Below are 26,543 nucleotides of genomic sequence, written 5' to 3' on the forward strand. Positions count from 1 at the left end.
CCGCTCGCCAACGCCGTGTCCGTCACCTGTGCCTGGTTCGCATTGAAGTTTGGCCCTTCGACGTTCGGTGTGTTCGATGCCTTTGCCGATGAGGCAGGTCGCCAGGCACATCTGAACGGCCAGATCGCCGCGGCCTTGATGGCCAACGCCGCGACCTTGCTCAGTTCTCCGCCCAATATCGAGAAGGTCGAACTGCTTGCAGCCAAACTGCCTGCATGACAACCCGGCCTTGACTCAATCAGGTCACGCTGCGTAGGGCCACACGGCCCTACGCAGCCCCCCTCGATTGCCGGGGGGATGTTCGGCGACAATTAGGATGACCAGTTGGCGACAATTCTCTTGGCAGCCAGCCTTCTGATTTTAACAAGGTCGATAATACTGATGCCTGTAGTTGCCCCAACTAAACTGAGCACCATCTTGCCAGTTCAGCCCGGTATTCCCCGGTGGCATTTCAGACTCTTGTGCGGGTGGCTGCGATTATAATCTCAGATCCATTTCGGCAATCTGGCCATCACTGTGGCTGGATCAGGAAGGTCGTACAGGTATACATCGCCCCGCTTAAACGCCTTCACAAAAGCCTCCGCTATGCCGTTACTATGAGGGCTTCGCGCGGGTGTGATATACACCACAAAACCCAGAGCGGATGCGAAGACTCGCGTTTCTTTGGCAATGTAGCAGTTGCCATTATCCGTCAGCCATTCCAGAGATTGTGGCACCCACTTCGACTAGCCGAACCGGTATTTCGGGCTTTCCCGCAGTACTCCTGTTACCTGCTTCCAACTTTTAATTCATTATGATCTTAGTAATGTTCATCACCAGAGATAGGTTCCGGAGGCGTCCTTAAAGTACGTGGCGACGTAACTCTGACGTCACTCATCGATACCGGCTGTCATGAAATACTGATTAACCTTCGGAAGTGGCAAAGTCTCTGGATTGCCGTGACGGCGCCAACTTTCGACGCATGTTCAAACGCTGGACAGGATTGACTCCTGCAGAGTATCGGTCGCGTTTCAGTTTTGGTACCAATGCGTGACAACATTTGAAAGGGGGGAATATATGAGATTTCTCCTTGCCTATAGTGCGAGTGAGGCTATTACTTGCTTGAAAAAAAACACGCGCGAAAAGCTCATCGCATAGAGTTTTCATCAAAGTGGTACAAGATCATTGCGCATAGAGCAGAGGATATAACAAGACTGCACACATTCCGATTTCTTGGGTAGCATGCATCTTAGTATTACTGTTGAGGTGTGTGAATGAAAAATTGGTTGTTTCTTAGTGTTGCAATTATTGCTGAAGTGGTGGCAACTTCAAGTTTGAAAGCAAGCGAAGGATTTACAAAGTTATGGCCTAGTTTGATTGTGCTTTTAGGATACGCCATTGCTTTCTATTTTCTTTCTCTCACCTTAAAAGCTATTCCGGTTGGCATTGCTTATGCAGTATGGGCTGGTTTAGGAATAGTACTGATTTCTTTAGCCGGCTGGTTAATCTTTGGTCAGAAGTTAGACGTGGCAAGCGTTTTGGGTATGGCGTTTATCGTTACTGGGGTTGTAGTGATCAACGTTTTTTCTAAAGTCAGTGTTCATTAAGCATTTAACAAACGGCTGTTGTCGCCCTTGCTGGCCTGGGGCGGTCTTTATTATGTTTGCGGATTTTGCTCGTCTGTTCAAGAGGTCATGGTAACGAGATAGGTTGCAGGGGCGGCGAGAAACTGTGCCCAAACCCTCTAGAGGGGCAAGTATGGCAAAGGTCACGAAAAAGATCGGAAGCTAATCTGTGAAAAAGTGCTGGGCACTGTCAGGGCACCATTTGGGCACAAGCCCAAAAAAAGGACCTGCGTTTTCACGCAAGTCCTTGATATTCATGGCGCGCCCGAGAGGATTCGAACCTCTGACCTCTGCCTCCGGAGGGCAGCGCTCTATCCAGCTGAGCTACGGGCGCATTCGAAACTGCGGATTGCTCGTCAATTTCGAGTGCGCAATCTTACGTGCGCCGGGGGCGTCTGTCCAGCCCCTTGCGGCAACTCTGTTTTCATACCTTTGGCAGTTTCTGTTCCGGGGTGATGCTGACCAGATCGGTGTCATTGCTGAAGGTGACTTCGCCGTCCTGCATCGACACCTGAAAGGTCATGGAGCGTTCCACCAGGCGGGCCAGCGCTGCGGTGTTTTCGGCGGGAAGGTCGACGATGGTCAGGTTGCCAAATCGTTCCAGCTTGTTATGGTGTTTCTCCCACCACACCGGCACGGCGCGGCCGCCATAGGTATACAGAATGACCTGCTGGGACCGGTTGCAGGCTTTGCGAACCCGGTCTTCGTCTGGCAGGCCCAGCTCTACCCAGAGTTCGATGTCGTCGGTCAGGGATTTCTGCCACAGCTCCGGTTCGTCATCGGTGCTCAGGCCTTTGGTAAACTCCAGCGTATCTGTGGAGTTCAGGGCAAAGGCCAGCAGCCGGATCATCATTCGCTCGTCGGTTTCTGACGGGTGGCGGGCGATGGTCAGGTGGTGGTCGGCGTAGTAATGCCGGTCCATATCCGCGATATGGAGTGTGGCTTTGAAGATAGTGGCTTTCAGTGCCATTGAGCGTCCTGTGTTTTGGGTGGCAGGGCAATAGTGTAGAGCAATTTTGACTTGGCAGGGCATAGCGGCATGGTGGTGTTGCGGGGTTTTCTGGTTCTGGTGGTGTTTTTTCTGCTGGGTGAGGCGGTGCGGGTACTGGTGGGGCTGCCCATCAGCGGCGGTGTCCTGGGTATGGTGATGGCAACGTTTACCCTGATGCTTCGCGGTCGGGTAACCGACGAGCTGGCGGCAGCCAGCCAGGGGCTGATATCGGTTCTGGTGTTACTGATCACGCCCGGTGTTGTTGGTGTGTTCTTTATTGCTGATCAGTTTGCCGGGCACTGGACAGCCGTGGTGGTGGCGTTGGTCGTAGGCACATTGTTGAGTGTATTCACCACGTTGCTGTTGATGAAGAAACTGACGACAGAGCAAGCCCGAGGTGATCAACATGACTGATCAACCGGGCGGATTCAACGCTTTGCTGGCGGCCTGGACGGCTGGCCCCATGTTGTCTATCGGTCTTACCCTGGGCGCCTTTATCGTGGCCCAGTGGCTGTTTGCCAGGCTGCGGCGCCCGTTGTGGTTGCCGCCGGTGATGATTGCGGCGCTGTTGCTGGCGGCGGTGGTTGCCGCCAGTGGCCTGGGCTTTGAACGTTACGAGGCGGGTGCGCGTTGGCTAACGGTGCTGCTGGGGCCGGCAACGGTTGCGCTTGGCATTCCCCTGTATCAACAGATGCATCACATCCGGGCGCTGTGGCGGCCGATTATGGTGACGCTGCCCCTGGCCGCAAGCCTGGCGGCGTTCTATGCCCTGGCTATTGCCTGGTTGATGGGAGCGGCGCCCATGGTTCTGGCATCGCTGGCGCCCAAGTCGGTTACCGCACCCATTGCCATGGGTATCACTGAGGAGTTGGGCGGGTCGGTGTCGCTCACACTGGGCGGGCTGCTGATCACCGGTGTGCTGGCCTCTCTGTTCGTGGACTGGTGCGCCCGCTGGCTTCGGATTACCGACGACCGCATCATCGGTTTTGCCCTTGGCCTAAATGGTCACGCCATTGGCACGGCCCGTGCGTTTGAGATCAGTCATACTGCTGGCGCCTTTGCTTCTCTGGGGATGGGGCTGACGGGCGTATTCACGGCGTTGTTCCTGCCGCTGGCCTTCTGGATGATCTGATACATTTATTAGCAAAAAGTTAAGTACAAATGGTTGCAATTCTCGTTTGTAATGACAATAATTATCACTAACGTTTTTCAGTTGGTGAGTGTCTCCTATGTATGTATGCCTGTGTGTCGGGGTAACAGACAGAGAAATCCGCGAAGCGGCAGATAACGGTATCAGCTCCATGCGTCAGTTGGGCAAGGAGTTGGGTGTTGGTCGCCAGTGTGGTCGTTGCGCCTGTACGGCCCGGGAAATCCTGAAAGAAGCACGTTCTCCTGACTACCTGACCCTTGCCAACATGCTGGCCCAGCCCGCCTGACACTGGCGGGCGCCAGACTCCTCATCTCGGGGCGCGAAACCCTCCTAAAAACGCCACAGACATTTTTTATCGGCTACAAACCGGCTATCCTGACTAGCTGACAACTCAGCAAATCAAAGGACTCCGGCTATGAAAGGCGATAAAAAGGTCATTCAGTTCCTGAATAAAGTGCTCGCCAACGAGCTGACGGCGATCAACCAGTACTTTCTGCACTCGCGCATGTACAAGGACTGGGGTATTACCAAGCTGGCGGCCAAGGAATATGAAGAATCCATCGATGAAATGAAACACGCCGATCAGCTGATCGAGCGCATTCTGTTCCTCGAAGGCCTGCCCAACCTGCAAGACCTGAATAAGCTGCTGATCGGCGAAAACGTCCAGGAAATGATCGAGTGCGATCTGAAACTCGAGCACATTGCCCACACCGATCTGAAAGAAGCCATCCTCTATTGCGAGCAGGTGCAGGACTTTACCAGCCGTGAACTGTTCCGCAGCATCCTCGATAGCGAAGAAGAGCACATCGACTGGCTGGAAACCCAACTGGAAATGATTTCGCAGATGGGTATCCAGAATTACATTCAGCTTCAATCTTCTGCAGCGGAGTAAGCACTGACAATGGACCTGTCCTGTTTCAAGGCCTACGACCTTCGCGGTCGGGTGCCGGACCAGCTTAACCCCACGCTGGCTGAAAAGATTGGCCGGGCCTACGTGGCCATTACCGGCGCAAAAAAAGTCATCGTGGGTTACGACATCCGGCTCTCGAGCCCGGAAATCACAGAAGCCTTGAGCTCCGGCCTGATGGCCGCCGGCGCGGATGTATATGACATCGGCCTGTGTGGCACCGAGCAGGTGTATTTTGCCACCAGCCACTACGGCATGGACGGCGGCATCATGGTGACTGCCAGCCATAACCCGAAAGACCACAACGGCATGAAAATGGTTGGCCCCCAGTCACGGCCGATCAGCTCCGACAACGGCCTGAACGACATTCGGGATCGGGTTCTGGAGCCCTTCGCCAATGCGCCGGAGCAGGGCCGTTACGAGACGCTAGAAGTGATGAGTGCCTACGTAGACCACCTGCTGGGCTACATCGATGCGGCCAGCCTCAAGCCCATGACCATTGTCTGCAACGCCGGCAACGGTGGTGCCGGCCTGGTAATTGACGAGCTGGAACAGCACCTGCCATTCGAATTCGTGAAAGTGCACCACCAGCCGAATGGCCATTTCCCCAACGGCGTACCCAATCCGATCCTGCCGGAGAACCGCACCGCCACCGCAGATGCCGTGATCGAACACGGTGCCGCCATGGGCATCGCCTGGGATGGCGACTACGACCGCTGCTTCTTCTTCGACGAAAATGGCCGGTTCATAGAGGGTTATTACGTGGTGGGCTTGCTGGCTGACCAGTTCCTGCGCAAAACCGGCGGTGGCAAAGTCATCCACGACCCCCGCCTCACCTGGAACACCCTGGACCTGGTCAAAGCCGCCGGCGGCGAAGCCATCGAAAGCAAAACCGGCCACGCCTTTATCAAGCAGAGAATGCGCGACGAAGACGCCGTCTACGGCGGCGAAATGAGCGCCCACCACTACTTCCGTGACTTCGCCTACTGCGACAGCGGCATGATCCCCTGGCTACTGATCGCCGAACGCCTGTGCCAGTCCGGCCAAACTCTGTCGTCCCTGATCGACGCCAGAATCGAAGCCTACCCGGCCAGCGGCGAAATCAACCGCACCATCAACGATCCCCCCAAGGTCATCGCCGCCATCGAAGCCAAATACTCCGCGGGAGCCAAGAGCGTCAGCTTCGTAGATGGCCTGAGCGTAGAATTCGACAACTGGCGCTTCAACCTCCGGATGTCCAACACCGAACCGGTGGTTCGCCTGAACGTGGAATCCAGGGCAGACAAAGCGTTGATGGAGGCGAAAACGGAAGACTTACTGCAGGAAATGGACAGACTGAACAAGAATTAAGACTGTGAGTTGAAACCACGGATGGGCTTCGGGATCGGGGTAAGGGGGAGGGCTTCCAAAACTATCAGGAAAGCCACGGTTTCCGTTTTGGAAGCCCTCCCCCTTACCCCGGTCTTGAACTATATTTACTACAGCCAGTTATTCAGCATAATACCCACCCCAAAGCGCTCAATACGCTCATTATAATCAATCAAACTCTCCCCATACCCGCTGTAGTACTGGAAAAAGCCCTTCAACGTATCCCCCATCGGGAAACTGTACCCAAACTCAACCGACGTCCGATTGGTAGACCGCATATTATTCAAAAGCTTCAGCGAGAACGTCCGGTCCTCTGTCAGCTTATAGACGGCATGGTAACTGCCATACCCCAGATATTTCTCGATATCCGAGTTGTCGTCATCGCTGCTGCTCTCCGGCAGCCGGTACCAGGGGTTTGCCATAAACAGCCAGCGGTCATAGCTGTAAGCCAGCCCGCCCTTTATCCTGTTCCAGCTTCGTGAACGGGGGTCTGATTGACCATTTGACTGGTGATTGAGCCCGATAGAGACACCACTTAGGGTTCCTGGCCCCACCTTCCAATCCAGTCGCTGCCGAAAGAAAATCTCAGGCTCGTAGTTGGTTTCCCGGAAAGGCGCGGATTCTTTGGTGTTATAAACCTGCCAGTAGGACTGCTGGGTGTAACCGAACCAGAAGGTTGTGCGATCATCAAAAATGCCGGTCAGCAACGGTATCTTGAAACTGATCTGGTATTTCGCTTCCTCCTGCTCCAGACCGTAGTCATAACCACCGGTGCCCAATCGCGGGCTGACGGGCCTTGGATTCGGGTCGTCTACGTAAGTAATCGGCAGGATATAGTTGGGCCGATGGGTAACAAAGCTGCCGGTGAATGAGAAGATTGCTTTTTCTGCGGTCAGATAATTATCAACCAAAGCTGCCATCACGCCGGCATCCGGATCATCCCCCAGGGCATCACCAACCATATCCTCGCGGGTGGCGTCATCTGCCACCAGTTCGGCAGCTTCCTCGTCGGCCTGTTCTAATGCCTCCTCGTCAGCCGCCTCTCTTGCTGCCCCCGGGTCGTTCTGGGCGTCGTAGCAGGCCAAGCGCTGTATGCCGTCTCGAATCAGGGCGCAGTTAACAGCGCTCTGATCGGATGGGGTACGCTCATCGGCCGGCGCAGCACTGCTTGTAGCCACCAAAATCATGGCCAGCACCTTGGCCGGCAAACCGCTGTGATTTCCTTTCATCGAATCCCCTCAATTGGTGGCGGTCAGGCTGAGCCAGGTATTGGCAATACTGTAAATCCAGATCCCCAGCAGGCTCAGGGCCAGCAGGAGGAAAATCAGCTTGTGCCGGGCGTTGCCTTCGTTGCTGGCAGACGCCACCCAGCGCAGGTACATCAGGCCGATAAAGCTCAGGAACACGCCGAGGCTGGCCACCGCCGGCACCAGAAGCCATGCGGCGCTTACCGGATGCTCGGCGGTGGACTGGTTGCCGAACCAGGCCATCGAAACCAGCAGAATTGCCAGGCTCGAAAACTCGACGATCAACAGCGGTTTGCGCAGGCGGTGGGGGTTGTTATCAGACATGCGACTCCCTGTTCTGGCCGGAATAATGTTAAACCACGCGGTTAGCAGGTATGGTAACCGGAATTCGCGTCAGTTCCGTTATAGCCTACGAAACTGTCACTAAAATGGTTGAAATCAAATTCTGTTTCTGGCCTTTGGTTTTTTTGCGGGGGCTCAATCGCTATAATGCTGCCACCGAAAGATTATAACGCTCAAATGCGAGGTGCATTGTGAAGATGAAGAGAGTCCTGGCTGTTGTTGTTCTGGGTTTTGGCCTGGCCGCTGGTGCTGCACTGGCAAGTGTTGAAGATGAGATCCGTAACCGCATCAAACCAGTGGGCGAAGTATGCCTGCAGGGTGAGGAGTGTGGTGAAGCAGCAGCTGCTCCGGCCGCCGCCAGCTCTGGCCCTCGCTCCGGTAGCGAAGTTTACGATGCAGCCTGTATGGCTTGCCACACCACCGGTGCCGCCGGTGCTCCGGTTATCGGCAACGCCGACCAGTGGGCGCCTCGCATTGACAAGGGCATGGATACTCTGATTGATCATGCCATTAACGGCTTCAACGCCATGCCGGCCAAAGGCGGCTGTGCCAGCTGCTCCGATGAGGAAATCGTTGCTGCTATTGAGCACATCATTGATGAGAGCCAGTAATTCGGCTTGAGAATGTTTGGATGAATAAAACAGCCCCTCATAAAGGGGCTGTTTTATTTTGTGCGGATCAGTGGTGGTCATCCTTGGGTAGTGGGTTTCTGGTTAGGCGCCCCCTGATCTCAGACTGAGCGCCCGAATCTGTAATGACGGGAATTCGCCAGAGTCCCTCCCCGTTTTCAACACCCAGGCGTGGATCCAGCCAGCCAAAGCTTGGCGTCGCAGACACCTTTACCCAGGAACTGTCCTTGTTGTGGCTGTTGACCATACCCGGTCTTGCCTCGCTCAGGCCGGGCCAGTCCGCGCTCGAACGGTTCGCCATCACACCTTCCGGGCCGAACCTCAGCAGCCCCTCGCCTTCTGTGTCCTCCACGGTAAGGACACTGCTCCCACGGTAAGACACCAGTATGCCCGGTTGCGGCGCATCCAGGATAACCGCAGACAGCCCGGGGATCGCTGCAGACTGGCTGATGCTCGCCTGCAGGATGTGCTCGGGCGCATTGTCTACCTCAACGGCTCCGTGCGCCAGCAAGGTTGAGGGCAAAGCTGAGCCTAGCAGTGCAAACACAGCGGCCTCAGCCAATGTCCGCGCCTTTTTCGTCATCTGCATGATCGCCTCCTTAGCCGGATACGCCAGGCAACAGCTCAAGCATGTCCTGGCCCAGCTGCGCCATGGTGGCATCGCCCTGGCACTGGAGCGCTTCGTTTACCACCGCAATTGGCGCAGAAACCGAGGGTACCCGCCCTTCCGGCGTGGATTTGCTGACGAACAACATATACTGCCCCGCAGGCACAACGCTCTGTTTCCCGGGCATTTCCAGTTGCAGGTTGCGGCCGTTGCGAGCCTTGACTGGCAGCTCAATCGCCCGCTGATCGCCATCAATCAGGTGAGTCATCACCGTTCTCCGGATCAGCAACACCTTGTCGATGTCCTGGGCCTGGTCCACCTGAATGGTAAAGCTATCGCCAACACTGAGCTGCTCGGGTGCAGACAGTATGGTGGGCCGATCATTACGCATGGCGTAGGGCGGTGTGTAGATCTCGAAGCTTGGGTCCCGGCCATCGTTCGGGGCCAGTCCGAAGTCTTCCAGGCTGATGTGAGACAAATACGCTGTGTTGATCGGAGCGTGCCCGCCAATCATGACCCGGCCATCGGCCATCAACACGGCGGTGTTGTGATAGGTGCGTGGGCGATGGCCGCTGGCCATTTCGGTCCAGGTTTCGGTCTCCGGATCAAACCGCTCAGCGGTCATGATGGCGCCTTCAAGCCCCGGCAAGACGACGCCGTCTCGGGTGCCACCACTGAATACCATCACGCTGCCGTCGGGCATCACCACATTGGTGCCATACCAGCGCGGCTGGTTCAGGGCGCCGGTCAGCCGCGATTCATAGCCAATCTGGTCGCCATTGGTTTCAATCCGGTCGATTCGGCTCTGATCGGTCGGCAGGTAGCCGCCGGGGCTGGTCAGCAGTGCATAGCTTGGCACGCCACCGGCAGTGAGCAGCTCAACGTCGTTGTACTCGCCGTTCTCGTTCGGCTTTAACGGCAGCATGGTCGAGGAGGTGGAGCCCCGCATACCGCCGCCGATGGCTTTAACCAACGTGTCGGTTGTCAGGAGCGAATCGTCCGGGCTGGTCAGCAGATCGGTGACTGAGCTGATCAACCCATCGGTGCTGGACAACAGGTCCTCGGTGAACAACTGGAGTTGCTCCGCCGTCAGGTTGGTCAGATTAAGCGTGCTGGCAAGCTGCCCCAACCCGATTTCATCCAGCCGCAACGGCAGACCGGCGTAGCCAATGTCGTTCCAGCGCTGGGTGTCAGGGTTAAAGGTTGCCACTATGTTCCAGAGTGCCTGGTCATAACCCTGGCCAAACGGATTGAAGGCCTGGCCGCCGGCATTGTAGAGCACGTGGCCGTTGGGCAGTAGGTGCAAGCGGGGGTACAAAGGCAGAGAACGATCAGCGGTGCTGGGATTCTGGCTCCATACGCCGGTGCAGGGGTTGAAGGTTTCCGTTTGCACCACGTTGCGGCCGGAGTTGATGGGCTCCTCGGGATAAACCGGCTTCAGCAGTTTGGTGACGCCACTGGCAACAAAGATTTTGCTGTCTGGCAGCGTGACCATGGAGGGATACCAGCGGCCGAAGTTCATGTCTCCCGTTTGTCGCCAGGTATTGGTGGTCGGATCAAAGATCCGGGAATTCTTGATGCCTTCCAGCTCAGCTACCCCCAGGGGTAAGCCATCAATGCCCGGCTCGGAATAATAGTCGGTGCCGCCCACGGCCATGACACTGCCATCCGCGAGCCCGATCACGTCAGAGCAGAACAGGGCGCCATCATTCCGGTTGGTGTTGTCGGCGGTGTCCAGCAAACCGTCCAGCGGCGTTCCGCCAAGCAACGTCTCACTGTCGTTGCCGTCCGGGTTGGCACCACCGCGTAGCGGAGAGGGTTTCAGCCAGTCGGGGCGATCGCCGTTACCCAGTGACAGCACCCGTGTCTGGTCGTTTACCGATACCTCGCCGAACTCTGCAACAATGGACAACTCAACGTTTTCGGTTCCCTCCAGCGCATTCAGGTAAAGAAGGCGGTCGTCGGGAAGCAGCGCCATGGTGCCGGCGGCCGGCTTACATTCCTGCAGACCGTCTTCGGTGGTGATGCACTTTTCGTCGGTTTCGACCACTTCCCCGTCTACCACGATGGTGGGCTCGGCGAACGGTGCGCTGAACACGCCGATAGGTGAGTAATTCTCCGGGATGGCCGGCAGCGGCCTGGGCGACGGCTGGGCCGCGTCTGCGACTGCTGGCGCCTCGGTGCTTGGGTTGGCGGTATCACCCGATTCAGCACCGTCACCGCCGCAGGCTGAAAGATAGGCGGCGCCCAACAAAATGGGGATACCCCTGTATAACCCAATTTTTGTTCGATTCATCGTATGCTCCCTTGTCTTGTATTTGTATGGCATGCGGTGGTCTATACGACCACTACTTACTCATACGGCGGGGAGCGGAAAAAGTTTCAAAAAATGTAAAATGTAATGTTGTCCGGCAATATTACTCGCGGAGATTGCCGAGCAGGGCGCTCAGAGTTGCCTTGCCTTTTTTCTGATTGGTCTCTTTGTCTTGATCGCCGAGGCCCTCCCACTTCACGTCGTCTTCTGGCAGCTCGTCCAGAAACCGGCTGGGAATGGTCTCCAGTTTCTCGCCGTACTGCTTGCGTGAGGCGGCATAGGTCAGTGCCAGGGTTTCCCTGGCCCGGGTGATACCCACATACATCAGGCGACGCTCTTCTTCGATGTTGCCCTCCTCAATGCTGGTACGGTGCGGCAGGATTTCCTCTTCCAGGCCCATGATGAAAACATGGGGGAACTCCAGGCCCTTGGAGGCGTGCAGAGTCAGCAATTGCACCTTGTCGCTGTCGTCTTCCTCCTCCCGCTGCTCCATCATGTCGCGCAGAATGAGTTTGGCGATGGCATCTTCTATGCCCAGTTCATCGGCGGTCCCCTTGCCGTCGTCCAGCATGCGTTGGATCGATTCCACCAGGTACCAGATGTTCTCCATTCGCCGTTCGGCCTGCTTCGGGCTGCCGGAATGCTGGTGTAGCCATTCCTCGTATTCAATGTCGGTGAACAGCTGCTTGATCACCGGTATCGGATCTTCCGAAAACAGCCGTTCGCAGGTTTTGTCCACCCAGTGGGCAAAGCGGCGCAGCCGGTCCAGGCCTTTCTCGGTGACATGGGTTTCCGCGCCCATATCGCCCAGTGCCTTGAACAGGCTGACGTTGCGAGCGCGGGCGTAGTGGCTCAGCTGTTCCAGGGTGCGCGGGCCAATCTCCCGGCGAGGCACGTTCACCACCCGCAGGAAGGCGGCATCGTCATCCGGGTTGATCATCAGGCGCAGGTACGACATCGCATCCTTGATCTCGTTCTTGGAGAAGAACGACTGCCCACCGGAAATCCGGTAGGGAATCTGATACGCCTGCAGTTTCATTTCCAGCAACCGGGCCTGGTGGTTGCCCCGGTAGAGTACGGCAAAGTCTTTGAAGTCGAGCCCGTTCTTCAGTTTCTGGTCCAGGATCTCCGTGACCACCCGTTCGGTTTCCGCGTCTTCGTTACGGCAACGGATGATGCGGATTTCCTCGCCAATCGTGTGGTCACTCCACAGGGCCTTCTCGAATACGTGGGGGTTGTTGGCAATCACCGTGTTGGCGCTGCGCAGGATACGACCGGTGGAACGGTAGTTCTGCTCCAGCTTGACGATCTTCAGGCTGGGAAAGTCTTCTTTGAGTTGTGCCAGGTTTTCCGGCCGAGCACCACGCCAGGCGTAGATGGACTGGTCGTCGTCGCCCACCACGGTGAACGCTGCCCGCTCTGCGACCAGTTGTTTGACCAGTTCGTACTGGCACACGTTGGTGTCCTGATATTCATCCACCAGCATGTAACGTATTTTCCGGCGCCATTTGGCCAGCACGTCCGGGGTGTCCCGGAACAACTGCACCGGCAGCAGGATCAGGTCGTCAAAATCCACCGCGTTGTAGGCTTTCAAATACTCGTTGTAGTGCTTGTAGACAATGGCTATGCGCTGCTCACGCTCGTCAGCCGCCTTGCTGTAGGCTTCCGACGGACTGCGCATGGCGTTCTTCCAGGACGAGATGGTCATCTGTACATCGTTCAGCTCGTCGCCGGCCTCGGCGCTGGCCTCCCGCATCATCAGGTCCTGCAGCAGAGCTTTGGCATCTTCGGCATCGAAGATCGAGAAACCGGGGTGGTAGCCTAAATGAGCGTGTTCCTCCCGAATGATGTTCAGTCCCAGGTTATGAAACGTGGACACGATCAGCCCCCGGGCCTTACCCCGGTCAACAATCCGGCTGACCCGTTCCTTCATTTCCCGGGCAGCCTTGTTGGTGAACGTCACTGCGGCAATATGTCGCCCGGGAATACCCAGTTCCTCAATCAGATAGGCAATCTTGCGGGTGATCACACTGGTTTTGCCACTACCCGCCCCGGCCAGCACCAGCAGAGGGCCTTCGGCGTAGCGAACCGCTTCGCGTTGTCTCGGGTTGAGCTTGTTCACAATGTAGAGACCAAATAGGGAACCATGGGGAGGTATTTAGCGTGGGGCTATTCTACACCAGCCAGACTTTCTGTACCTTGACGATCTATCAGCTATGCTTCCTAGAATGGACTCTGCTGTTGGCCGACACATGGATTTTGCTCGATGACACTGTCTCTGGACACCAGACCTGATCGTCTACGCCTGCTGGTGCTGACCCCGGAATACGCGGATTTTCTGTGGTTATCCGCGCTGCTGGACGACGATCCGGAAATCAGTCCGGACGCCATATGGTGCCCGGACCTGGTGGATTGTGATGATCTTATCCGCAACGCCAGTTTCGATGTCATTGTCTGGGACTGCATTTTTCACGGTGGTGACGAACAGGCCTTTCTGCAGTATCTGTCCGTATCCAGTGAAGACAAACCGGTGCTAGCGCTGAGCGCGGAACCCTGTAACGAGCGTGCAGGAGAGCTGCTGCGTGACGGTGCATCTGATTATCTGTGCCGGCAGACCCTGGATCGTTGGAACTTCCGTCGGGCGGTGAAGTATCTCTGGTATCGGGTGCAGCTGTCCGAGTCGGCCCACGGCCAGTTAGGCCGTGAGGTGGCAACCGGGTTTATCAATAGGGACCTGTTCTTCGATCGCCTGCAGCAGGCCCTGTTGCGGGCGGAGAGAGCTGGCCACCGGCTGGCACTACTGCACCTCAATGTCGATGATTTTCGCAGTATCAACGAATCCTTCGGTTATCAGAAAAGCGACCAGTTAATGTTCCGGCTAGCGGAGCGGCTGCGCCAGAAGATGCGCCGGGTGGATTCGCTGATGCGCATCGGCGGCGACGAGTTGGCGATTATTATCGAGAAGGTGGAAGACTCGCTCGATATTACCCAGATTATCCGTAAGGTGGTGGTTGCACTGGATGAGCCGCTGACGGTTGACGGCCAGATGATTGTGGTCAGCGCCAGCCTGGGCGTGGCCACCTATCCCGAGGCGGGCGACAGCCCCGAAGAACTGCTGAGGCGGGCCAACCGGGCCATGTTCGAGGCCAAACGGGACCCGGGTACCAGTTATCGGTTCTATGACCGGCAGTTACATATTTCTGCTGGCTACCAGCTCCGGCTGGAAGCGGATTTGCGCAACGCTTTACGCGGTAAAGAGCTGGAGCTCTACTATCAACCAAGAATCGATCTGGCGACCGAAGAGGTTCGTGGCGTCGAGTGTCTGCTGCGCTGGAATCATCCCAAACGAGGCCTGGTGGGGCCCGACGAGTTCATACCGGTGGCGGAGCGCAGTGGCCTGATTGTGCCCATTGGTTACTGGGTTATAGAGCAGGCCTGCAAGCGCCTGCAGGAAAGCGCCGAAATGGGCTTTCCCGGCCTGGTGTTTGCGGTCAATCTGTCGTTCCGTCAGTTCCACGACCGCAAGATGACCGAAACCATCTTCCGAATCATCTTCAACGCCAATGTCGACACCAGCCTGCTGGAGCTGGAGCTGACCGAAAGCGCCATGATGCACGATCCGGATTACGCCCAGCGATGCCTGCGGGAACTCAATCAGCTAGGCATCAGCTTTGCCCTGGATGACTTCGGTACCGGTTTTTCATCCCTGAGCAATCTGCAACACCTGCCCATTTCCCTGGTGAAAATAGACAAATCCTTCGTCCAGGAACTGGGGCAGTCGGCGGATGCCGAGCACATCATCCGGGCCATCATCAGCCTGGCCCACAGCCTGCAGATCAGCGTGGTGGCGGAGGGTGTTGAAACCGAAAGCCAGCTGGAATTCCTGCGCCAGCAGCACTGCGATGAGATCCAGGGCTATTACTTTGCCCGCCCCATGCCCTGGAATGACCTTGTACAATTCCTGAACCACCGTAACCAGTCCGCTTGCCTGCAGCAGTAAGCCGCTGTACCTTTGCGCATTAATTCCGAACGCGATAATACACAGAGGTTGCATGAACAGTATCTCCCGGCGCATTGCCGACGAACTCGGCGTACGCGAGCAACAGGTTAATGCCACCGTTGCCTTGCTGGATGAAGGGGCCACCGTTCCGTTTATTGCCCGTTACCGGAAAGAGGTAACCGGCTCGCTGGATGACAACCAGCTGCGAACCCTGGAAGAGCGTCTTCGTTACCTGCGCGAGCTGGAAGACCGCCGCGGCACCATCCTCAACAGCATTGATGAGCAGGGCAAGCTTACCAATGAGCTGCGCGCAGCCATCCAGGAGGCAGACACCAAGAACCGCCTGGAAGATCTGTACCTGCCCTACAAGCCCAAACGCCGCACCAAAGCCCAGATTGCCCGTGAAGCCGGGCTGGAACCCTTGGCTGATGCCCTGTTCGGCGACCCCACGCTGGAGCCGGAAGCCACCGCCGCCGGTTACCTGAACCCGGAAGCGGGCGTGGAAGACACCAAGGCCGCGCTGGAAGGCGCCCGCCACATCCTCATGGAGCGGTTTGCCGAAGACGCGGAGTTGCTGGGTTCGCTGCGTGACTTCATCTGGCAGGAAGGTCAGTTGAAAGTCACCGTAGTGGACGGCAAGGAGAACGAAGGCGCCAAGTTCCGGGATTATTTCGATCACGTGGAACCCCTGAAAAAGGTACCGTCACACCGGGCCCTGGCCATTCTGCGCGGACGTAACGAAGGCATACTGACCTACTCGCTGGTGGTGGGGGATGTTGAAGACGATCGCCGCCAGCCCCATCCTGCCGAGCAGCGCATTGCCGCCCGCTGGGGTATTCGGGATAACGGCCGGGCCGCCGACAAATGGCTGTCGGAAGTGGTGCGCTGGACCTGGCGGGTGAAGCTCTCTACCCAGATCGAAACCGACCTGATGTCTCAGGTAAGGGAAGCCGCTGAGGCCGAAGCCATCAACGTGTTCGCCGCCAATCTCAAAGACCTGTTATTGCTGGCCCCGGCCGGCCCTCGGCCAACCTTGGGCCTGGACCCCGGTTTGCGTACCGGCGTTAAAGTCGCGGTGATCGACGGCACCGGCCAGGTGGTGGACCACGGGGCCATCTTCCCCCATGCGCCCCAGAACAAATGGGAGCCATCCATTGCCCAGCTGGCGGCCTGGTGCCAGAAATACCAGATTGAGCTGGTCGCCATCGGCAACGGCACCGCGTCCCGGGAAACCGAGAAGCTGGTGGGCGACCTGTGCAAACGGTATCCGGAACTGAAGCTGGCCCGTATTGTGGTGAACGAATCCGGGGCGTCCATCTACTCCGCCTCGGAATTTGCCTCCAAAGAGCTGCCGGATCTGGACGTGACCATCCGTGGTGCGGTGTCCATCGCCCGCCGCCTGCAGGACCCACTGGCGGAACTGGTAAAGATCGAACCCAAGTCCATCGGGGTTGGCCAGTACCAGCATGACGTTTCCCAGGTGCAGCTGTCGCGCAGCCTGGATGCGGTGGTGGAAGACTGTGTAAACGGCGTTGGGGTCGACCTGAATACGGCTTCCGTGCCGCTGCTTACCCGGGTATCCGGCCTGAACCCGAGCATTGCCCAGAACATCGTCGATTTTCGCAACCAGAATGGCAAATTTGTCAGTCGCAAGCAGCTTTTGAAGGTCTCCCGCCTGGGTGAGCGCACCTTTGAGCAGGCGGCCGGCTTCCTGCGTATTGCTGGCGGCGACAACCCGCTGGACCGTTCCTCGGTGCACCCGGAAGCCTACGGTGTGGTTGAGGGCATCGCGAAGGGTAATGACCGCAAGGTGGAAGACATCATTGGCGACTCGGCGTTTCTGCGCAGCCTGAACCCTCAGGACTACGTTACCGAACAGTTTGGCCTGCCAACCATCAAAGACATCATCTCCGAACTGGAAAAGCCGGGCCGCGACCCGCGCCCCGAGTTCCGCTTTGCCAGCTTCGAGGAAGGGGTGGAAACCCTGAAGGACCTGAAGCCGGGTATGGTGCTGGAAGGCTCAGTAACTAACGTCACCAATTTCGGCGCCTTTGTTGACATCGGCGTGCATCAGGACGGCCTGGTGCACATCTCCGCCCTGTCTCATACTTTCGTAAAAGACCCGCGCGAAGTGGTCAAGGCCGGTGATATTGTTAAGGTCAAAGTGATGGAAGTGGACATTCCCCGTAAACGCATCGGGCTGTCCATGCGTATGGATGACCAGCCCGGGGCCGAGACCCAGGCCAAGCCAGCCCGGGGCGCCGACCGCAACGCAGGTCGCTCCGGTGGTCGCAAACCCCAGGGTGGTCAGGGCCAGGCGCAGGGCGCCATGGCGGGTGCGTTGGCGCAGGCGCTGGCCTCTGCCCGCAAGAACGGTCGTTAAATCACCTCATCGATTCAACGCGATTGCTCCTCACGAGGGGGCAATCGCGCCAACAGGAGCTCACCATGGCTGAATCCCGCCACTCCCTGTTTCACCAGTTTGCGGCCAGCGATTGGGACGGTTTTCTCAAAGGGGTCGAAAAAGAAGGCCTTCGCGTGGATGCCAATGGTTTCATTGCCCAGACACCGCACCCGGAGGCGCTGGGCTCGGCCCTGACCCATCCACGGATCACCACCGATTATTCCGAAGCCTTGCTGGAGCTGATCACCCCGGTTTTCAGCTCCACTGAGGCCATGCTGGCATCGCTGCGAGACACCCACCGGTTTGTTCAGCAGAATCTCGGTGACGAAGTGTTCTGGGCGGCCAGCATGCCCTGTGAGATTGATGGCGATCAGAGCATTCCCATCGCTGAATATGGCCGCTCCAACATTGGTCAGCTCAAGCATGTCTATCGGCAGGGGTTGGCTGTGCGTTACGGTCGCATCATGCAGAGTATTGCCGGGGCCCACTACAACCTGTCGTTACCCGACAGTTTCTGGAATAAATGGCAGCAACTGACCGGTAATCAGGATGCCCTGAAGGATTTCAAATCCGACCAGTATTTCTGGTTGATCCGCAATTTCCGCCGCCGAAGCTGGCTGTTAATGCTGTTGTTCGGTGCATCCCCAGCCCTGGACGCCAGTTTCGTTGCCGGCGTGAAGCATGACCTAAGCCGGTTTGACGAGAGAACCTGGTATGGCAAACACGCCACGTCGCTGAGGATGGGTGATCTGGGTTACCACAACAATGCCCAGGCCTCTCTCAACATCTGTTTCAACGAGCTGGACACTTACACCCGTACCCTGGATCAGGCTATCCATACCAATTGGCCGGCCTATGAAGCCATTGGCACCCGTCGTAACGACGAGTTTATCCAGATCAACACCAGCGTGTTGCAGATTGAGAACGAGTATTACAGCGCCGTTCGTCCCAAACGCACCACCGAGCGTGCTGAGAAGCCTATCCAGGCGCTGGATGCCCGTGGAGTGGAATACATCGAGGTACGTTGCCTGGATCTGGACCCATTCTCGCCGGTAGGGGTCAACCGGGCGCAGATCGATTTTCTGGATCTGTTCCTGCTTGACTGCCTGCTGACCGATTCTCCCCGCATCGGAGATGACGAATGTCAGCGGCTGGATGACAACTACAAAGATGTGGTGGCATCAGGCCGCTGGCAGGAGCTGGGGGTGTGCCAGGGTGGCCAGCGGGTGCCGGTGGGTAATGCTGCCCGTGAGTTGCTGAATCGCTTGCAGCCGCTGGCGGAGTTGCTGGACAGCTGGGGTCAGGACGAGACCTACCGTTCAGCCCTGGCTGCCCAGCGTGAAAAGTTGCAGGGGCAGGAATGGTCTGTGCCATCGGCCCGCGTACTGGCGTCGATGGAAGCCTCCGGGCTGGGTCACCGGGACTGGGTGCTGGCGTTGTCCCGGCAGCACCAGGAAACCCTCAGAAACGAAGCACTGGCTCCGGACGTGCTGGCGGATTACCAGCGCATGTCGCGGGAATCCCTGGCCGAACAGGAGGCCCAGGAACAGTCGGATAACCTTCCGTTTGCCACCTTCCTGGAAGAGTATCTGCGCTCGTGAGCCGTGGTTGAGTCACAACCCGAAAGGGACGTGACGCACAGAAACCACAGAAGGATTTGCCGGCTTCGTTACCTGCTGTTACTTTTGTTTACAACAGGTAAGGAGACGGCGCCATGGCAAGAGATATCAAGCTCGGATGGGATGTGGAAGCCCTCAACAAGGCGTATCGCCAGGGGTACATGGCGGGCTCCATGGGCATGGACAAAAACCGCTGCCCGTATCGGGGTGAGGTGATCATCGCCGCCTGGGAAGCGGGTTGGGATGATGCCGGCCAGGTGGCTGCGGAGCAGCCCTCCAGCGACGACCTGTTCTCCCGAATCGCCTGACCTACCGTTGCACCACGAATTCCGTAAACAGCACGCCGGTGATGCGCTCACCGGTTTTCTGTTCTTCCAGGGCGGTATTGATCCGCTGTGCGGCTTCCCCTCTTAACGCTTGCTGGCCCTGCTGAGTAGTGAGCTGGTCAACGTCCGTCTGCTCACCGAACAGCATCACCAGTTCGTGCCGCAATCGCGGCATATGGGCCTGTACGGCGGCTCTTGTTGTCTCCTGCGAGGCACGAAGGGTTACCGATGCCTTCAGGTAAATGACCTTGTTGCCGGGTTCGCCCACATGGGTCACAAATGCCGGCTCCATGGCGATGTAGTCGGTTACCCCCCGTTCCTCTGTCTCCTCCTCGGCCATGGCCGGCCAGGCGATCAGGGAAGCGATAGCGAGTAACAGCGTTAGGACGTATTTTCGGTGAAAGGTCATAGGCGCAATGTTCTTCATGGGTTAGGATTGGCAGCATCAGCTTACATGATGATTCCGGGGTGTTGATTTGACAAGCAGATGGGTGTTCGGCGTCGTTTTTCTTCTGTGCGCAGCTCTGTTGGCCGTGGCCTTTTACATGGAGCACGTCATGGGCCTGGAGCCTTGCCCGTTGTGCTGGTTGCAGCGTTTTGGCTTTATGGGCGCAGGGCTGGTAGCCCTGATTGCGTTTCTCCATGGTCCCGCCGGTTTTGGTAACCGGGTGTATGGCTTTTTTCTGGTGCTGACCGCCGGCACCGGGCTGGGCATTGCTGGTAGGCAGCTGTGGCTGCAAAGCCTGCCGGAAGATCAGGTGCCCGCCTGTGGGCCGTCGGTGGACTACATGCTTGAGGTGTTGCCCTGGTTTGAGGTGCTGCAGACGGCCCTGAAAGGCACCGGTGATTGCGCCGAAGTGGTCTGGCGCTTTCTCGGGTTGAGCATTCCTGGCTGGACAGCCGTGTTCTTCAGCTTGTTGGTGCTGGTTGGCCTGGTGATGATGTTCCGCCGGTATCGGCCGAAAAACTGGTTGCAGGGCTGAAACGGTTGCGGGCCACCATGGCCTTGGGGTAACTTGATTCAGTCATGACGACAATCAAGTGAACGGCCATTTATCAGGCAGACTGACTGAGGGGAGACAGACGTCATGTTGGAGAACTGCAGAAACGCCAGGGAGCGTTGGGGCGGAGTCAGCGAGCTGATCGACCGTTGGCTGAAAGAGCGCCAGGAGCTGTTGGTGCGCTACTGCGATCTGTCGACCGAGACCGATTTCTCCCAGACCGAGATGCTGCGAGACAAGTTTGTCCGCCTCTGTGAGGTGCTGGTCGACTATGTGTCTGCCGGGCACTTCGAAGTCTACGAACAGTTGATCCAGGAGGCCCGTGAGTTCAACGATGGCGGGCTGGAATTGGCGGCAAAAGTCTATCCCCGGATTGAACAGACGACTGGTGTGGCTCTCAACTTCAACGATCGTGTTGATGGTCGACTGCTGACCGAAGACGACGTCAGGGAACTGTTCACCGAGTTGTCAAAGCTGGGTGAGGTACTGGAAAGCCGGTTCGAGATGGAAGATTTCCTGATCGAGCATTTGCATAATGCCCATGCCGGGAAAATGGCCTCTGCCTGAATTCGGCAAGACAAAGCGCTTTTCAAAAAAACGGCCTGAACTCTCAGGCCGTTTTTTTATTGCTCGGATTTATTCGTTTTCCGGGTTAACTGCCAGCAGTTCCACATCAAAAATCAGGGTTTCGTTGGGGCCGATTGCCTGATTGCCGCCTGGGCCATAGGCCAGGTCCGCAGGAATGTAGAGCTTGTAACGGGCACCTTCACTCATCAGCTGCAGGCCTTCGGTCCAGCCCGGAATCACCTGGCTCAGGCCAAAGGTAACCGGCTGGCCACGATCACGGGAGCTGTCGAACACGTCGCCATTGATCAGCTCGCCCGTGTAGTGCACCTGCACCCGGTCCGAGGCCGTCGGGTTGTTGCCGTCGCCTTCCTCGATGACTTCGTACTGAAGGCCGGATTCAGTGGTTTCCACACCTTCCCGTTCGGCGTTCTGGGCCAGGAAGGCTTCACCGGCTTCCAGGTTCTGGCTGGCCAGCTCGTTGTATTGCTGTTCCTGTTGGCTCTGAAGTTCCTCCTGGTACGCCATCAGCGCTTCCTGGATTTGCTCACGGGTCAGTCGCTTGGTTTGCTCGTCGCCAGCGTGGCCGTGCTGTATGCCCTGCAGGAACTGGTCCATTTGCAGGTCAGGCAGGTCATTACTCATACGCTCACCAAGCACCAGGCCCATGCCGTAGCTGACTTTTTCCGGCGTGGTGTCCAGGGCGGGGTCATTTGCGGAATCCTGGGCGGTAGAGCAGCCGGCAACCAGGCCGGTCATGGCGATAGCTAACAGGGTTTTCTTCATACTTGTATCCTTCGCACGTGAAACAGGGCCTTGCGGCCCACTTGGATTTGGCAAAAAAGAAAGGTAACGGGTTCAGCGGCAGGATGCCACTGAAACTGTGGTAACAGTGTGATGCCGTTGGCGTCAGCTACCGTTATCGCCGGGTGATGGAGTCAGAGAAAAGGGAGCCCGGTAGGGTGAACGCCAGTCGTTGTCATTGTCGGCCCGGCGTTCGTTATGCAGGTTTTTACCTGGCCGTTCGATGGCCAGAGCGTTCCAGGGGCCCTGGGCCGGTGGCTGGTCGGCATAGTGCCAGTTGCCTTCGGTGTCCTGCCATTTGAAGACAATCTCCGGGCCATCGGTGGGAATGGGGGCCGGCAGCAGGCCTTCGAACGAAGGTATGGCCTCGGGTTTCGCCTCGGCCGCAGACTCCGATACTTTGCCGGGGTCCCCCAGACCAAAGAAAATCAGTAACAACAGCAGGCCAAGGGCCGGAAACGATAGCCGAATAAGCCACTTCATCATCATGGCCGGGGTTCTCCTGTGGCAGCCGCCAAATGCTCTGCCAGCGTGTCCAGTGATGTGGGTGCCCGGGTGTCTGCTTCCCGATACGGTGCTGCAGCCAACAGATTTTGCAGGATGGCGGCTTTGCGATTGTGCATATTGCCAGTCTCCGGGTACCTGGTTGTCAGTGTGTGCCAGGCCAGGGCAAGTTCGGTTTGCTCGGCCTGTAGTTCGGCCCGGGCCAGTGCTTCCCGGAGATCACGGCAACCATTATGATGCCGGGGAATGGATTTTCTGGCCGAACGAATGCTGCCGGTTACACGGGCTCGCCACTCTGTTACCTTAGCGTCCTCAACGCCAGTGAACGGGTGCCCGTTCACCCCCAACCAGCCGGCACAGAGAATTCGGGTAACGCTCCAGTCACAGGCTTGCAATGCCAGGCAGGCCTCGGCCAGCTCCGGGTTTTGCCAGCAGGCCAGAGCATAACGCCACAGGGGATTATCCGGTTCCATTGTTGCGGGCAGATTCAATGATTCTGTCTGCGGAACGGTCATGGCAGGGCACTTCCCTGGCTGAAATCCATGGATAAAGACAGTCTATGTTAACGATAACCGATCTCAGTTTACAACGAGGCGGCGTCTGGTTGCTAGAAAACGTCAGCCTGACGGTGCAGCCCGGCCAGAGGGTGGCGATTGTTGGCGCCAATGGTGCCGGAAAATCCAGCCTGTTCCAGCTCTTACTGGGCCAGTTGGCACCTGAGCAGGGCAGTGTGTCGCTGCCGGGGGGCTGTCGCATCGCCCACATGGCGCAGGAAGTTGAGGCCAGTCAGCGATCTGCCAGAGACTTTGTGCTGGACGGCGACTTTGAATTGCGCCGCATGGAACGTGAGCTGGCGGATGCCGAAGCCCGGGATGACCATCACGCCATCGCCCGGTTACACGGGGAACTGGACGTGCACGAAGCCTGGTCGGCGCCCAGAAGAGCCGAGGCGTTGTTGCGGGGTTTGGGGTTTGTCGACAGCGATGTGGACCGGCCGGTGTCGGCGTTTTCCGGGGGCTGGCGTATTCGCCTGAATCTGGCTCAGGCCCTGATGCGGCCATCGGACCTGCTGTTGCTGGATGAGCCCACCAACCACCTGGACCTGGACGCCTGTCTGTGGCTTGAGAACTGGCTTCGTCGATACCCGGGCACCCTGCTGTTTATCTCCCATGATCGGGATTTCATGGATCGGGTGGCCACACACCTGGTGCACTTTGATAACAAAAAGCTGGAACTCTACACCGGCAACTACTCGGCGTTTGAAGTGCAGCGCAGCGAGCGCCTGGCCCAGCAACAATCCAATTACGAGCGCCAGCAGGCCCGTATTGCCGAGATTCAGCGATTCATTGACCGATTCAAGGCCAAGGCTACCAAGGCCCGCCAGGCCCAGAGCCGGGTCAAGGCTCTGGAACGCATGGAACGAATCGCGCCAGCCCATGTGGATTCGCCCTTCAGCTTTGAATTTCCGATGGCAGACAAGGTGTCCAACCCGTTGTTGTCCATTCGCAACGGTGTGGCCGGCCATGGCCAGATGGCTATCCTGAATAATATCAACGTCACCTTGCTGCCCGGTTCGCGCATTGGTTTGCTCGGCCCCAACGGTGCGGGCAAATCAACCTTTATGGATGCCCTGCGGGGCACCGGTACCCTGCTGTCGGGTGAGCGTACCTGTGGCGAGCACCTGGCCATCGGGTATTTTGCCCAGCACCAGCTGGAAGCCCTGGACCTGGACGCCAGCCCGTTCCTGCATCTACAGCGATTGTCGCCACGTGCGTCCGAGCAATCGGTGCGGAACTTTCTGGGCGGCTTTGATTTTCATGGCGACGAAGCCCTGAGCCCAATTCGCTCGTTCTCCGGGGGTGAAAAAGCCCGGGTCGCCCTGGCGGTGATCGCCTGGCAGAAACCGAACCTTTTGTTGCTGGATGAGCCCACCAACCACCTGGACCTGGAGATGCGCCAGGCCCTGACCATGGCACTGCAGAATTTTGATGGTGCTATTGTGGTGGTGTCCCATGATCGGCACCTGTTACGCAATACCGTAGACGAGTTCTGGCTGGTGTCGGATGGCACAGTTCAGGAATACGACGGCGACCTGGAAGACTATGAACGCTGGCTGGCAGACCGCAGGAAGGATGAGGACGAGCCCCCCAAACGCCAGGTAGCTGAGGATTCCGATGCTGAAAAGAAGGCCGGCAGTGCCCAGGCATTGACGGCCGACGAGCGCAAGGCCAGAAAGCGCCAGGAGGCGGAACTTCGCCAGAAGCTGAGCCCGTGGCGGAAAAAACAGGTATCTCTGGAAGCCCGGATGGATCAGCTGCAGCAGCAATTGGCAGGCGTGGAAGCTTCTCTGGGGGACCCTGCGGTGTACGAAGACAGCGGGAAAGTGCGCCTGAAGACGCTGCTGGCGGAGCAGACCGAACTCAAGCGGGCCCTGGAGGAGACCGAGGCCGAATGGCTGGAGGTCAGCGAAACAGTGGAAAATCTGGAGGCCGAACTGGCCGGCTAGCGCCCCATCGGGTTTACCGGGTGCCGATTTCCAGCGTGAAATCCTGTTTGGACAGATAATCCCGCTCGTTCTCCAGGTCTGCCAGGGTCAGTGGCCGGTTATCCAGCCAGCCTTCCGGAAACTCCACCACCAGCTTGTTTTCATGGCCATGGAGGACGAATTCGGGTGGCTGCTCCAGATTCCTGGGGTGTTGGATCAGTACGGCCAGCCTTAGCAAAACGCACAGGTAGCGCAGGCGCGGCTTATCTTCCGGCTCTATGCCCTCGAACACGGTGGAGGAGAATTTCCGTCGATGGCCACGCACCAGAGTGGCCAGATCTTTCTGAAACTGCTGGGTAAAGCCGGGCAGGTCGGAATAACGCAGCAGATAAGCACCATGTTTGTGGTACTGGCTGTGGGAGATGGTCAGGCCAATCTCGTGTAGCCGGCAGGCCCAGCGCAGTACATCTTCGTCCGCTGACGTATGCAGGCCCCATTGATCGGCCACTTGCTGCCAGGCGGCAATGGCCGTCTGCTCAACGGCGGCACCGTGAGCCTGGTCGACGTGGTAGCGCTCCTGCAGCGCGGCAATGGTGCGCTCCCGCACATCCTCGTGCTGGATACGGCCAACGATATCGTACAGCAGCCCCTCCCGGAGAGCCCCATCTGCGAAGGTCATCGCCTGAATATCCAGTGATCGGAATGCCGCCAGCAGGATGGCAAATCCGGCCGGGAAAATGCTTTGCCGATCCTGACGAACGCCCAGGTCTGCCAGTTTTTCAACCTTGCCCATGTCGACGAGCCGTTTACGCAGCTCTTCCATTGCGTCACGGGTGAGGGTGCCATCGGTGATCTTCAGATTGGCCAGCACACTGCAGATCGCCTTGATGGATCCTGAGGAACCGACGGCACTTTGCCAGCCAACCGAGCGGTAGTGCTGGCGGATGTTCAGGAGCTCCTGTTCGGCGTGAGTGATCGCTTTGTCCATCTGCCGCCGGGTAATTTTTCCGTCCGGGAAATAGCGATTGCGAAACGACACACAGCCCATATGCAGGCTTTCCAGCTCCTGGGGCTCAAATCGCTGGCCGATGATGAATTCGGTGCTGCCACCACCGATATCGATGACCAGCCGCTTGCCTTCGTCATCTGCCAGGGTGTGGGAAACTCCCAGATAAATAAGCCGGGCTTCTTCTCGGCCGGCGATGATCTCAACCGGGTAACCGAGCACCTCTTCAGCCCGCGCGATGAACTCAGGGGCGTTGCGGGCTACTCGCAGCGCGTTAGTGCCGACAATCTGAACGCCTTCGGCAGGCATGCCCTGCAGCCGCTGGGCAAATCGACTGAGGCATTCCAGGGCCCGCTGCTGAGCCGCTTCTGTCAGTCGGTTATAGGGGTCAAGCCCGGCGCCGAGCTGGACCTTTTCGCCCATTTTCTCGACCGTGCGGATTTCCCCATGGACCAGTCGGGCCACGACCATATGAAAACTGTTGGAGCCCATATCAATGGCTGCCAGCATATCCGGGGAGGGTGCAGTATTCTCGGCGGGGGATGCGGCCATCACGTGGGTTGGCGTCCTGTATGGTGTGAACTTGTCGGTAGCGATGGCCGTACTATAAAAGAAAGCGCAGTGCGCTGTCAGTAACGGCCTGCGGTGAATACGGATGCAGATCAAGCCCT

26 protein-coding genes, 1 tRNA gene and 1 pseudogene are annotated in these 26,543 nt (G+C 57.7%); 15 read left to right on the forward strand and 13 right to left on the reverse strand.

Annotated elements, in window-relative coordinates; all coding sequences use genetic code 11:
• Positions 1–219: antibiotic biosynthesis monooxygenase (locus ABIE59_RS12290; protein WP_354447275.1), on the forward strand; the 219-nt coding region annotated here is incomplete at its 5' end.
• Positions 220–488: 269 nt separating this feature from the next.
• Here the strand turns inward: ABIE59_RS12290 and ABIE59_RS12295 are convergent.
• Positions 489–761: pseudogene (locus ABIE59_RS12295) on the reverse strand (IS3 family transposase); the annotation flags it as partial.
• Positions 762–1,253: 492 nt separating this feature from the next.
• Between ABIE59_RS12295 and ABIE59_RS12300 the strand changes: the two are divergent.
• Positions 1,254–1,586, forward strand: coding sequence for an SMR family transporter (locus tag ABIE59_RS12300; protein WP_354447277.1), 333 nt, complete (start codon positions 1,254–1,256; stop codon positions 1,584–1,586).
• Positions 1,587–1,861: 275 nt separating this feature from the next.
• Here ABIE59_RS12300 and ABIE59_RS12305 read toward each other — a convergent pair.
• Both ABIE59_RS12305 and ABIE59_RS12310 read right to left on the reverse strand, forming a co-directional pair.
• Positions 1,862–1,938, reverse strand: a tRNA-Arg gene (locus tag ABIE59_RS12305).
• Between the two features lie 90 nt (positions 1,939–2,028).
• Positions 2,029–2,574, reverse strand: a complete 546-nt coding sequence (locus tag ABIE59_RS12310) for a YaeQ family protein (RefSeq protein WP_061333475.1) — start codon at positions 2,572–2,574, stop codon at positions 2,029–2,031.
• Positions 2,575–2,643: 69 nt separating this feature from the next.
• On the opposite strand from ABIE59_RS12310, the gene ABIE59_RS12315 reads away from it, so the two are divergent.
• The 5 genes from ABIE59_RS12315 to ABIE59_RS12335 all read left to right on the forward strand — a co-directional run bounded on the left by ABIE59_RS12315 (position 2,644) and on the right by ABIE59_RS12335 (position 6,002).
• Complete coding sequence (locus tag ABIE59_RS12315; RefSeq protein ID WP_152439568.1) at positions 2,644–3,009, forward strand: CidA/LrgA family protein; 366 nt, start codon at positions 2,644–2,646, stop codon at positions 3,007–3,009.
• Positions 3,002–3,727 (forward strand): LrgB family protein, encoded by a 726-nt coding sequence (locus ABIE59_RS12320; protein WP_106694390.1) that lies wholly within the window; start codon positions 3,002–3,004, stop codon positions 3,725–3,727. The genes ABIE59_RS12315 and ABIE59_RS12320 overlap by 8 nt, the downstream gene beginning before the upstream one ends.
• 97 nt (positions 3,728–3,824) lie before the next feature.
• Entirely contained in the window at positions 3,825–4,031 is a 207-nt protein-coding gene (locus ABIE59_RS12325) for a bacterioferritin-associated ferredoxin (RefSeq protein ID WP_061333472.1), read from the forward strand.
• A 129-nt stretch (positions 4,032–4,160) separates the two neighbouring features.
• A complete protein-coding gene (bfr, locus tag ABIE59_RS12330; protein WP_061333471.1) occupies positions 4,161–4,637 on the forward strand; it encodes a bacterioferritin in 477 nt (158 codons plus the stop codon).
• A gap of 9 nt (positions 4,638–4,646) precedes the next feature.
• Positions 4,647–6,002: a phosphohexomutase domain-containing protein gene (locus ABIE59_RS12335; protein ID WP_354447281.1), complete on the forward strand. Its 1,356-nt coding sequence runs from the start codon at positions 4,647–4,649 to the stop codon at positions 6,000–6,002.
• Between the two features lie 128 nt (positions 6,003–6,130).
• On the opposite strand, the gene ABIE59_RS12340 is transcribed toward ABIE59_RS12335, so the two are convergent.
• Both ABIE59_RS12340 and ABIE59_RS12345 read right to left on the reverse strand, forming a co-directional pair.
• Positions 6,131–7,249: a phospholipase A gene (locus ABIE59_RS12340; RefSeq protein ID WP_354447283.1), complete on the reverse strand. Its 1,119-nt coding sequence runs from the start codon at positions 7,247–7,249 to the stop codon at positions 6,131–6,133.
• A 9-nt stretch (positions 7,250–7,258) separates the two neighbouring features.
• A complete protein-coding gene (locus tag ABIE59_RS12345; protein WP_354447285.1) occupies positions 7,259–7,591 on the reverse strand; it encodes a hypothetical protein in 333 nt (110 codons plus the stop codon).
• 215 nt (positions 7,592–7,806) lie between these two features.
• Here ABIE59_RS12345 and ABIE59_RS12350 point away from each other — a divergent pair, with 215 nt between their 5' ends.
• Positions 7,807–8,220, forward strand: a complete 414-nt coding sequence (locus tag ABIE59_RS12350) for a c-type cytochrome (RefSeq protein ID WP_106694394.1) — start codon at positions 7,807–7,809, stop codon at positions 8,218–8,220.
• Positions 8,221–8,287: 67 nt separating this feature from the next.
• Here the strand turns inward: ABIE59_RS12350 and ABIE59_RS12355 are convergent, their stop codons facing one another.
• The 3 genes from ABIE59_RS12355 to rep form a co-directional block, all read right to left on the reverse strand.
• Complete coding sequence (locus ABIE59_RS12355; protein ID WP_354447287.1) at positions 8,288–8,827, reverse strand: hypothetical protein; 540 nt, start codon at positions 8,825–8,827, stop codon at positions 8,288–8,290.
• Positions 8,828–8,837: 10 nt separating this feature from the next.
• Positions 8,838–11,141: a galactose oxidase-like domain-containing protein gene (locus ABIE59_RS12360; protein ID WP_354447289.1), complete on the reverse strand. Its 2,304-nt coding sequence runs from the start codon at positions 11,139–11,141 to the stop codon at positions 8,838–8,840.
• A gap of 121 nt (positions 11,142–11,262) precedes the next feature.
• Positions 11,263–13,281, reverse strand: a complete 2,019-nt coding sequence (gene rep, locus ABIE59_RS12365) for a DNA helicase Rep (protein WP_354447291.1) — start codon at positions 13,279–13,281, stop codon at positions 11,263–11,265.
• Between the two features lie 144 nt (positions 13,282–13,425).
• Here rep and ABIE59_RS12370 point away from each other — a divergent pair, with 144 nt between their 5' ends.
• From ABIE59_RS12370 to rmf, 4 genes are all read left to right on the forward strand, one after another.
• Complete coding sequence (locus ABIE59_RS12370) at positions 13,426–15,159, forward strand: EAL domain-containing protein (protein WP_058091932.1); 1,734 nt, start codon at positions 13,426–13,428, stop codon at positions 15,157–15,159.
• A gap of 52 nt (positions 15,160–15,211) precedes the next feature.
• Complete coding sequence (locus ABIE59_RS12375; protein ID WP_354447294.1) at positions 15,212–17,542, forward strand: Tex family protein; 2,331 nt, start codon at positions 15,212–15,214, stop codon at positions 17,540–17,542.
• A gap of 65 nt (positions 17,543–17,607) precedes the next feature.
• The gene (gene gshA, locus ABIE59_RS12380; RefSeq protein ID WP_354447296.1) at positions 17,608–19,164 is read left to right on the forward strand and encodes a glutamate--cysteine ligase; all 1,557 of its coding nucleotides are present in this window, start codon (positions 17,608–17,610) and stop codon (positions 19,162–19,164) included.
• Positions 19,165–19,277: 113 nt separating this feature from the next.
• Positions 19,278–19,490, forward strand: coding sequence for a ribosome modulation factor (gene rmf / locus ABIE59_RS12385; protein ID WP_058091935.1), 213 nt, complete (start codon positions 19,278–19,280; stop codon positions 19,488–19,490).
• A 1-nt stretch (position 19,491) separates the two neighbouring features.
• Here the strand turns inward: rmf and ABIE59_RS12390 are convergent, their stop codons facing one another.
• Positions 19,492–19,917, reverse strand: a complete 426-nt coding sequence (locus ABIE59_RS12390; protein WP_152437166.1) for a flagellar basal body-associated FliL family protein — start codon at positions 19,915–19,917, stop codon at positions 19,492–19,494.
• A gap of 67 nt (positions 19,918–19,984) precedes the next feature.
• Between ABIE59_RS12390 and ABIE59_RS12395 the strand changes: the two genes are divergently transcribed.
• Positions 19,985–20,491 carry a disulfide bond formation protein B gene (locus ABIE59_RS12395; RefSeq protein ID WP_072678674.1) on the forward strand — a complete coding sequence of 169 codons (507 nt, stop codon included), beginning with the start codon at positions 19,985–19,987 and terminating at the stop codon, positions 20,489–20,491.
• 105 nt (positions 20,492–20,596) lie between these two features.
• On the forward strand, positions 20,597–21,076 hold the full coding sequence (locus tag ABIE59_RS12400; protein WP_072678673.1) for an Rsd/AlgQ family anti-sigma factor: 480 nt from the start codon (positions 20,597–20,599) through the stop codon (positions 21,074–21,076).
• A 69-nt stretch (positions 21,077–21,145) separates the two neighbouring features.
• Here ABIE59_RS12400 and bamJ read toward each other — a convergent pair whose 3' ends face one another.
• The 3 genes from bamJ to ABIE59_RS12415 all read right to left on the reverse strand — a co-directional run bounded on the left by bamJ (position 21,146) and on the right by ABIE59_RS12415 (position 22,896).
• Positions 21,146–21,859 carry a BamJ family beta-barrel-assembly machinery protein gene (gene bamJ, locus ABIE59_RS12405; protein WP_354447300.1) on the reverse strand — a complete coding sequence of 238 codons (714 nt, stop codon included), beginning with the start codon at positions 21,857–21,859 and terminating at the stop codon, positions 21,146–21,148.
• A 123-nt stretch (positions 21,860–21,982) separates the two neighbouring features.
• The gene (locus tag ABIE59_RS12410) at positions 21,983–22,366 is read right to left on the reverse strand and encodes a DUF4124 domain-containing protein (RefSeq protein ID WP_354447302.1); all 384 of its coding nucleotides are present in this window, start codon (positions 22,364–22,366) and stop codon (positions 21,983–21,985) included.
• Positions 22,363–22,896, reverse strand: coding sequence for a DUF2390 domain-containing protein (locus tag ABIE59_RS12415; protein ID WP_354447304.1), 534 nt, complete (start codon positions 22,894–22,896; stop codon positions 22,363–22,365). The genes ABIE59_RS12410 and ABIE59_RS12415 overlap by 4 nt, the downstream gene beginning before the upstream one ends.
• 44 nt (positions 22,897–22,940) lie before the next feature.
• On the opposite strand from ABIE59_RS12415, the gene abc-f reads away from it, so the two are divergent.
• Positions 22,941–24,887 carry a ribosomal protection-like ABC-F family protein gene (abc-f, locus tag ABIE59_RS12420; protein ID WP_354447306.1) on the forward strand — a complete coding sequence of 649 codons (1,947 nt, stop codon included), beginning with the start codon at positions 22,941–22,943 and terminating at the stop codon, positions 24,885–24,887.
• 13 nt (positions 24,888–24,900) lie between these two features.
• Here abc-f and ppx read toward each other — a convergent pair whose 3' ends face one another.
• Positions 24,901–26,424: an exopolyphosphatase gene (gene ppx, locus ABIE59_RS12425; RefSeq protein WP_354447308.1), complete on the reverse strand. Its 1,524-nt coding sequence runs from the start codon at positions 26,422–26,424 to the stop codon at positions 24,901–24,903.
• Between the last annotated feature and the right edge of the window lie 119 nt (positions 26,425–26,543).

The sequence above is a fragment of the Marinobacter sp. MBR-99 genome (genome assembly GCF_040547575.1).
Lineage (GTDB): Bacteria > Pseudomonadota > Gammaproteobacteria > Pseudomonadales > Oleiphilaceae > Marinobacter.